This window comes from Vibrio sp. MMH1-50 (assembly GCF_022347645.1).
Taxonomy (GTDB): domain Bacteria; phylum Pseudomonadota; class Gammaproteobacteria; order Enterobacterales; family Vibrionaceae; genus Vibrio; species Vibrio harveyi.
This window is the reverse complement of sequence record NZ_JAKRGG010000002.1, coordinates 289,915-298,194: the sequence shown is the minus strand read 5'-3', so window position 1 is coordinate 298,194 and position 8,280 is coordinate 289,915. Positions and strand designations below refer to the sequence as shown.

General features: G+C 43.7%; 7 protein-coding genes and 1 tRNA gene. 5 read left to right on the top strand and 3 right to left on the bottom strand.

Features of this window, described 5'->3' with window-relative positions; genetic code table 11:
* Positions 1–9: 9 nt before the first annotated feature.
* A tRNA-Tyr gene (locus MHO32_RS03360) sits at positions 10–94 on the bottom strand.
* A gap of 282 nt (positions 95–376) precedes the next feature.
* Here MHO32_RS03360 and MHO32_RS03355 point away from each other — a divergent pair.
* The 3 genes from MHO32_RS03355 to MHO32_RS03345 all read left to right on the top strand — a co-directional run bounded on the left by MHO32_RS03355 (position 377) and on the right by MHO32_RS03345 (position 5,012).
* The gene (locus MHO32_RS03355) at positions 377–1,474 is read left to right on the top strand and encodes an efflux RND transporter periplasmic adaptor subunit (protein ID WP_239210644.1); all 1,098 of its coding nucleotides are present in this window, start codon (positions 377–379) and stop codon (positions 1,472–1,474) included.
* Entirely contained in the window at positions 1,474–4,587 is a 3,114-nt protein-coding gene (vmeF, locus tag MHO32_RS03350) for a multidrug efflux RND transporter permease subunit VmeF (RefSeq protein ID WP_005446615.1), read from the top strand. The genes MHO32_RS03355 and vmeF overlap by 1 nt, the downstream gene beginning before the upstream one ends.
* Positions 4,588–4,814: 227 nt before the next feature.
* On the top strand, positions 4,815–5,012 hold the full coding sequence (locus tag MHO32_RS03345; protein WP_009698330.1) for a type II secretion system protein: 198 nt from the start codon (positions 4,815–4,817) through the stop codon (positions 5,010–5,012).
* Between the two features lie 102 nt (positions 5,013–5,114).
* Here the strand turns inward: MHO32_RS03345 and MHO32_RS03340 are convergent, their stop codons facing one another.
* Complete coding sequence (locus MHO32_RS03340) at positions 5,115–5,690, bottom strand: porin family protein (RefSeq protein WP_005446619.1); 576 nt, start codon at positions 5,688–5,690, stop codon at positions 5,115–5,117.
* A gap of 202 nt (positions 5,691–5,892) precedes the next feature.
* Here MHO32_RS03340 and MHO32_RS03335 point away from each other — a divergent pair, with 202 nt between their 5' ends.
* Positions 5,893–6,210, top strand: a complete 318-nt coding sequence (locus MHO32_RS03335; protein WP_005446621.1) for a DUF1244 domain-containing protein — start codon at positions 5,893–5,895, stop codon at positions 6,208–6,210.
* Between the two features lie 72 nt (positions 6,211–6,282).
* On the opposite strand, the gene MHO32_RS03330 is transcribed toward MHO32_RS03335, so the two are convergent.
* Positions 6,283–7,377: a PLP-dependent cysteine synthase family protein gene (locus tag MHO32_RS03330; RefSeq protein WP_009698329.1), complete on the bottom strand. Its 1,095-nt coding sequence runs from the start codon at positions 7,375–7,377 to the stop codon at positions 6,283–6,285.
* A gap of 145 nt (positions 7,378–7,522) precedes the next feature.
* Here MHO32_RS03330 and MHO32_RS03325 point away from each other — a divergent pair, with 145 nt between their 5' ends.
* Positions 7,523–7,990 (top strand): Lrp/AsnC family transcriptional regulator, encoded by a 468-nt coding sequence (locus MHO32_RS03325; protein WP_009698328.1) that lies wholly within the window; start codon positions 7,523–7,525, stop codon positions 7,988–7,990.
* Positions 7,991–8,280: the final 290 nt, after the last annotated feature.

Genomic DNA, 8,280 nt, shown 5'->3' with positions numbered 1-8,280 from the left:
GAAAGAATATGGTGGAGGGGGACGGATTCGAACCATCGAAGGCAGTGCCGGCAGATTTACAGTCTGCTCCCTTTGGCCACTCGGGAACCCCTCCAGGGTATTTTTATACTTAAGAATGTTTTCCCAACACATCTCTCAAGTGCGGAGCGCATCATAGCAAACTCGCTCAAGCTGTAAAGCGTTTTTCTTACGTTTTTAAGTTGAATGCTGCCTTTTTGGGCAAAGATGGTAGAAAGTCAGCGTTTTGTATGTCGTTTATACAAAAGAGAAACTGACTTTTTACTTGAATTTACACTACTTGACGTTAGGCGTCGTATCAACTGATAAACTGTAATCAGTTTAATGACATAAGTTTATCTGTTTAGTAGTCAAAATTATGAGTATGAGAGCCACTTTATCCGTTCTAACGCTTTCTATTTTAATGGCATCACCTGCGGCTTTTGCTGCAAAACGTGGTCCATCGACGGTTACGGTCGTAACTGAACAAGTAGAGACGCATCAAATCAACCAATCTCTATCATTGATTGGTAAGCTAGAAGCTGCCCAATCAGTGATTGTTGCTTCTGAAGTTGCTGGCAAGGTAAAAGATATCCCCGTAAAAGCCAATCAAAACGTTCAACAAGATCAGCTGCTCATTCTACTAAATGATGACAAAGCGCAAGCAGCATTAGTAGAAGCAAAAGCTTACCTAAAAGATGAACAGCGTAAGTTAAAAGAGTTTCAGCGTTTGGTGAAACGTAATGCCATTACTCAAACGGAAATTGATGCGCAAAAAGCAAGCGTAGAGATTGCGGAAGCGCGTCTAGATGCAGCAAAAGCTAACCTAGCGGATCTAAATATCAGTGCACCTTTTGCCGGTACGGTTGGTTTTATCGATTTTAGTCGAGGAAAAATGGTCAGTGCAGGCTCTGAGTTGCTGACGTTAGATGACTTGTCCGTAATGGAACTGGATCTGCAAGTACCTGAGCGTTACCTATCCATGTTATCTGTTGGTATGGAGGTTCACGCGACGACCAGCGCTTGGATCGGTGTTGATTTTGTCGGTAAAGTCACAGGCATCGATACTCGTATCAGTGCAGAAACGTTGAACTTACGTATTCGTATTGAATTCGACAACCCAGAAAACCATCTGAAGCCAGGCATGCTTATGAATGCGTCTTTGGCATTCCCTGCGATTGAAGCACCAATTATCCCAGTTCAAGCGCTGGAATATTCCGGAACGAAGCGTTTTGTGTACGTTATTGATGAAGACAACAAAGCGAAGCGTCAAGAAGTGTTCTTGGGAGCACGTGTCGATAATGAAGTGGTGATTGAATCTGGTGTAGAGATTGGCGACAAGATTGTCGTGCAAGGTATTGTGAACATGCGCGATGGCGTCGAAGTGAAAGAAATCATCGCACCAGGAAAAGCGAAAACTGCGAATGCAACCAGTGAGCAGGGCGCGCAAGACGAAGCGGCTAAGGAAGCAAATTAATGTTACTTTCTGACGTTTCCGTAAAACGCCCTGTTGCGGCGCTGGTATTAAGCATGCTGCTATGTGTATTCGGCTTTGTGTCGTTTACCAAACTTGCAGTGCGTGAAATGCCAGATATCGAAAGTCCAGTTGTATCGATCAGCACTCGTTATGAAGGCGCTTCTGCAACCATCATTGAAAGCCAAATTACTTCGGTACTGGAAGATCAACTTTCGGGCATCAGTGGAATTGATGAAATTAGCTCCACTACGCGCAACAGCATGTCGCGTATCACCATCACTTTTGAATTGGGTTATGACCTTAATACCGGCGTAAGTGATGTTCGTGATGCGGTAGCTAGAGCACAGCGTTCGTTGCCAGATGAAGCTGATGATCCTGTTGTTTACAAAAACAATGGTTCTGGTGAAGCTTCTCTCTATATTAACCTCAGCTCATCAGAGATGGACCGCACACAATTGACGGATTATGCCGAACGTGTGCTTATGGACCGTTTCAGTTTGATCTCGGGTGTTAGTTCTATCGATCTGTCTGGTGGTTTGTACAAAGTGATGTACGTGAAACTCAAACCAGATCTGATGGCAGGACGTTCGGTTACTGCCTCTGATATTACAGCAGCGCTTCGTAGTGAAAACTTAGAAAGTCCGGGTGGTGAAGTTCGAAACGATTCGACAGTGATGTCAGTGCGAACTGCCCGTACATACAACACGCCAGAAGATTTCCAATACCTTGTGGTGAAACGTGCAAGTGACAACACGCCTATTTACCTAAAAGACGTGGCTGATGTGTTTATCGGTGCAGAAAACGAAAACTCGACCTTTAAGAGTGATGGTGTCGTGAACATCAGTTTGGGGGTGGTGCCTCAATCAGATGCGAACCCTTTAGAAGTTGCGCAGGCTGTGCGTTCTGAAGTGGATAAAATCCAGAAGTTTTTGCCAGATGGGACTCGTCTAGCTATTGATTATGATGCCACTGTCTTTATCGAACGTTCGATCGATGAGGTCTACAGTACACTCTTTATTACGGGTGGTCTGGTAATTCTGGTTTTGTACATCTTTATCGGTCAGGCACGAGCAACGTTGATTCCTGCGGTGACGGTACCAGTGTCACTGATTTCATCATTCATCGCTGCCTACTATTTCGGTTTCTCTATTAACCTCATTACCTTGATGGCGTTGATCTTGTCTATTGGTCTGGTTGTGGACGATGCAATCGTAGTAGTAGAGAACATCTTCCACCATATTGAACGTGGTGAATCACCATTATTGGCGGCTTACAAAGGTACGCGTGAAGTAGGTTTTGCTGTTATCGCCACAACGTTAGTTCTTGTGATGGTATTCCTGCCGATCTCCTTTATGGATGGCATGGTCGGTTTGCTGTTTACTGAATTCTCAGTTTTGTTGGCAATGTCGGTGATCTTCTCGTCCTTAATTGCTTTGACGCTTACTCCTGTTTTAGGCAGTCAAATTCTAAAAGCGAACGTGAAACCAAACCGATTTAATCAAGCCGTTGATAAGCTGTTTGCGAAATTGGAAGCAGGTTATCGTAAAGCGCTGCGCGGTGCGTTGAAAGTTCGTTGGGCTGCACCTTTGGTTATTATCGCGTGTATGGGTGGCAGTTACTTCTTGATGAATCAAGTGCCTGCACAGTTAACTCCGCAAGAGGACCGAGGCGTGATCTTTGCCTTTGTTCGTGGTGCAGATGCAACTTCCTATAACCGTATGTCAGCGAACATGGACATTGTAGAAGATCGCTTAATGCCGTTACTAGGGCAAGGGTTCTTGAAATCGTTCAGTATCCAAACTCCAGCATTCGGTGGTCAAGCGGGTGACCAAACGGGTTTCGTTATCATGATTCTGGAAGACTGGAACGAACGTGATGTCACTGCTCAAGATGCGTTGAATCAAGTTCGCAAATCACTGGCAGGTATTCCTGACGTTCGTGTCTTCCCATTCATGCCGGGTTTCCGTGGTGGATCGAGTGAACCAGTGCAGTTTGTCTTGGGCGGTTCGGACTACGATGAGCTATTAGTCTGGGCAGAAATGCTCAAGAACAAAGCTGAAGAATCACCAATGATGGAAGGCGCTGAAATCGATTATTCAGAGAAAACGCCAGAGCTATTGGTGTCTGTCGACAAACGCCGCGCGGCTGAACTTGGCGTGAGTGTTCAAGACATTTCTGAAACTCTGGAAATCATGCTTGGTGGTAAAAGTGAAACGACTTATGTTGACCGTGGTGAAGAATATGATGTTTACCTTCGAGGTGATGAAAATAGCTTCAATAACGCGGCTGACTTAAGCCAGATTTACTTGCGCACTACCAGCGGTGAGCTAGTGACTTTAGATACGGTGACTAAGGTAGAAGAAGTGGCTGCATCGATTCGTTTGTCTCACTATAACAAACAGAAATCCATCACCATTACTGCCAACTTATCAGAAGGCTACACTTTAGGTGAGGCGCTTGATTTCTTAGACCAAGAAGCGATTGATAACCTGCCGGGTGATATTTCAGTGAGCTATTCTGGTGAATCAAAGGACTTCAAAGAGAACCAAGCCAGTGTTGCAGTTGTATTTGCCTTGGCATTGTTAGTTGCATATCTCGTATTGGCGGCGCAGTTCGAAAGCTTCGTCAACCCTCTAGTGGTAATGTTCACTGTGCCGATGGGGGTCTTTGGTGGCTTCCTTGGTTTGGTAGTGATGAGCCAAGGGATGAACATCTACAGTCAGATCGGCATGATCATGTTGATCGGTATGGTAACTAAGAACGGTATCTTGATCGTTGAGTTTGCTAATCAGTTACGTGACCGTGGCATTGAATTTGAAAAAGCGATTACTGATGCGGCAGCTCGTCGTCTACGTCCGATCATGATGACTGCATTCACAACACTTGCCGGTGCGATTCCTTTGATCATGTCGACAGGCGCGGGTTATGAAAGCCGTGTGGCTGTCGGTACGGTTATCTTCTTCGGTATGGGCTTTGCGACATTAGTGACACTGTTTGTTATCCCTGCGATGTACCGATTGATCTCTGCGAAGACACGTTCACCTGGTCATGTAGAGGCTGAGTTGAACAAAGCGCTAAGCCACGACACAAAAGGACGTATTGCTCATCCATAAGGTGTTACCGCTAAGACGTTGAATATAAAAGCCGAACAATTTTCGTTCGGTTTTTTTATATTTTTCGCTTGGCTATTTATAGATCTAATGATAATTATTGGTTATTATTTCGCCACTTCTTCGAGGGGCACAGGACTCGCTCATCGTGTTTGACCGAATGATGGGTCTTGGCAGGCAATGTATCTGAGGATTAATACTTTGGCTGGCGTTACTATTGAGGTGTTCCCTTGAAAAAATTCCGTGGCAGTTACATGGTTGAGATGGTTTTAGTTGCTGGTGCAATGGCGCTATTAGCGACAACTGCGTTACCGCAGTTAACAGGCGCGATTCAAGATCGCCAAGAAAACATTTTGACCTCATTGGATGCGGGTCAAGGCAGTAGTCATGTGAAGCAAGACACCGCTGGTCAGTTTTCTGAACAATAAGTTGCTTAGTGACTCCGTGCAATAAATTCAAAAAAGCCGAGGTAATGACCTCGGTTTTTTTGTCTTCAATTCTGAACGTAATATAAGCTTGGGAAAGTCTGATTAAAAGCGTTTACCTAAGCTTACTTGGACACCTTCATAGCTGTCATAAAAGTTATCAAAGCCCATATCTGCCACATTGTAGATGTACTCAGCACGAAGCCAAATATCTTTACTCATGTCCCAGTGAATACCTGCACCAACGTTGAATAGCGCGCCAGAGTCATCGGTGACTTTTTGAACATCAGGAATGTACATTTCTGCTTGAGTACCCAATGCGGTCACGCGACCAAATAGTGACAATGGTGTATCACCCAAGTTATCGCTTGTTAGTACGGCTGACATACCTGCTTGGTAGTAATGAAGGTCTAAATCTGTCTTAAGAGAATCATTCTTAAGTTCATTTTGTGAATAACGCAACACACCCTCAAACGCAAGGTATTGGTTTACGTTGTAGCCCCAGCCAATTGTAATATGAGGTGTTGACCAACCACTGTCTCGATCAGAACCAAACTCCGGCGTGTCGAAGCCCACATTACCAGTTCCAAGGTACAAATAAGATTGGTGAGTTTGTTCTTGAGTAGCGAAAGTTGGCAGACTCATGGTCAATGCAGATAATAATAGGATGGCGTTTTTCATAACTTGGCGATAACCTTTGTGAAAGACCGTTTTTAGAATTAGTATTAATTTAATCAATAAGATAACTGGCGGTTATCATATCAGTCTTTTGGGTGAGTGCGTGATTTTACAAGGAAATTTGTTGTAATGACGCAGATTTTAGACTCAGCACGCTCACTCATTTCTATGCTATGAACTGCGAGATAAATAAAAGGAAAGTAAAGTGGCTGAATTCAAGTACAAAAATCTAACCCAAGAAGAGCAAGACAAGCTTGATGCAGCGACATTTCGTCGCCTGTTGGCTCACTTGGATGAAAATAAAGACGTGCAAAACATTGATCTCATGATCCTTGCTGGTTTCTGCCGCAATTGCTTTAGCAAATGGTATAAAGCAGAAGCTGAAGAACTAGGTGCGGATATCGATATCGATGATGCTCGTGAGCGTGTCTATGGCATGACTTACGATGAATGGAAACAGAACCACCAACCTAAAGCAACGCCAGAGCAATTGGCTGCATTTGAAGCACGCCAGAAGAAGTGATTTTTCTGTATTAAGCAGATAAAAAATAGCCCGCTGATTGAGCGGGCTGTTTCTTTATTTGGCGTCTGAGTTTTACTCAGTGATTGGACCGCAACATGCTGGTTCAACGCAACCTTTTGACTGAATAATTTCAAGCTGTGCTAGGTAAGGTTGAATGTCACCGATGTTTTCTTTTACCCAATCCGTGTTGTAGTAAGTGTCTAGGTAACGTTCACCAGAGTCACACAGAAGCGTTACGATAGAGCCAGTCTCACCCCGTTGTTTCATCTCACATGCAAGCTGAAGAACACCATATAGGTTGGTGCCTGTCGACGCGCCAACTTTACGACCAATTAAGCCAGACAGCCAATGTGCTGTTGCTACGCTTGCTGCATCAGGAATTTTGCGCATTTCGTCTACCACACCTGCGATAAAGCTAGGCTCTACTCGTGGACGACCGATACCTTCAATCTTGCTGCCGTTTTCGCCTTTAATCTCTGCGTTGCCAGACTGGAAGTAGTCATAGAATACCGAGTTATCTGGATCAACCACACACAGTTTTGTGTCGTATTTTTGGTAACGAATAAAGCGACCAATGGTTGCCGATGTACCACCCGTACCTGGGCTCATTACAACCCAACTTGGGATTGGATGATCTTCCAACTCCATTTGGCTAAAAATAGAGTTCGCAATGTTGTTATTACCACGCCAGTCAGTTGCGCGCTCAGCGTAAGTAAATTGGTCCATGTAGTGACCGTTTAGCTCTTTCGCTAGTCGACGAGACTCATCGTAAATTTGGTCTGAACGGTCAACAAGGTGCGCTTTACCGCCGTAGAATTCGATTTGTTCAATTTTCTTGCGTGCTGTCGTTTTTGGCATCACCGCAATAAATGGTAAGCCAAGAAGACGAGCGAAGTACGCTTCAGAAACCGCTGTACTGCCTGACGATGCTTCGATCACCGTGGTTTCTGGACCAACCCAACCATTACAAATCGCGTAAAGGAACAGCGAGCGTGCCAAGCGGTGCTTTAGTGAGCCTGTCGGGTGGGTGCTTTCATCTTTTAAGTAGATATCGATGCCTTCCAAAGAAGGTAGATCTAACTTGAATAAGTGGGTATCTGCTGAGCGTTGAAAGTCTGCTTCGATTTTGCGTACAGCATTGTTGATCCAGTTGTGGTCAGTACACATAACATGACTCCTCAAAATTCTGTAGGGTAGTTGTTTTTGTCTATAGGGATAATCTACCTATAACTGCAGAGAAAAACTTTGCTATTATTGTTCTGTTATTTATCAAAAGTAGAAAAATTTTCTACATTAAAGGGTTTTTATAGTAATGGTCTTAGATAAAATCGATAAGCAGTTGCTTTCTTTCCTCCAAAATGATGGAACCTTGTCATTAAATGACTTAGCTGAGCGAGTTAATCTGACGACCACGCCTTGCTGGAAGCGTTTAAAAAAGCTAGAAGATGAAGGCTATATTGAAAAGCGTGTCGCGCTACTGAGTGCGGAGAAGTTAGATTTATCCTTCATTGCGTTTGTGCAGCTCAAAACCAGTGATCACTCAGAAGGGTGGTATAACCATTTTGTGACGACCGTAAGTGATTTCCCTGAAGTGATGGAGTTCTATCGCATGGCAGGAGAATACGACTATATGATGAAAGTGGTCGTCAAAGACATGAAGTGTTTTGATGAGTTCTATAAACGATTGGTGAACAGTGTAAAAGGTTTATCCAACGTAACATCAACCTTTGCTATGGAACCGATAAAGTACACTACTGAGCTACCAATTTATGGCGTTTAATTTCTCTTTCACATCTCCGTGAGCGCCTTTTTAGGGCTCACTTCTTTTACCTCTTACAATTATTAGCACCTCAAAGTGTGATTTGGTGCTTATATTTTAACCTGTTGAAAACCCAATATTTATTATCGCTAATTTAATAACTTAACGTAAGGTAAACGTTTGCTTGTCTTTTGTTTTTGCAAGTTTTCGAAAATTGTCGGCAATTTATGGATCTTGTGAATGTATTTCGGGGTTGATAGGTATGAAATTAATCCCAAATGGGGGTGGTGATGAATAAAACATCGTATTAT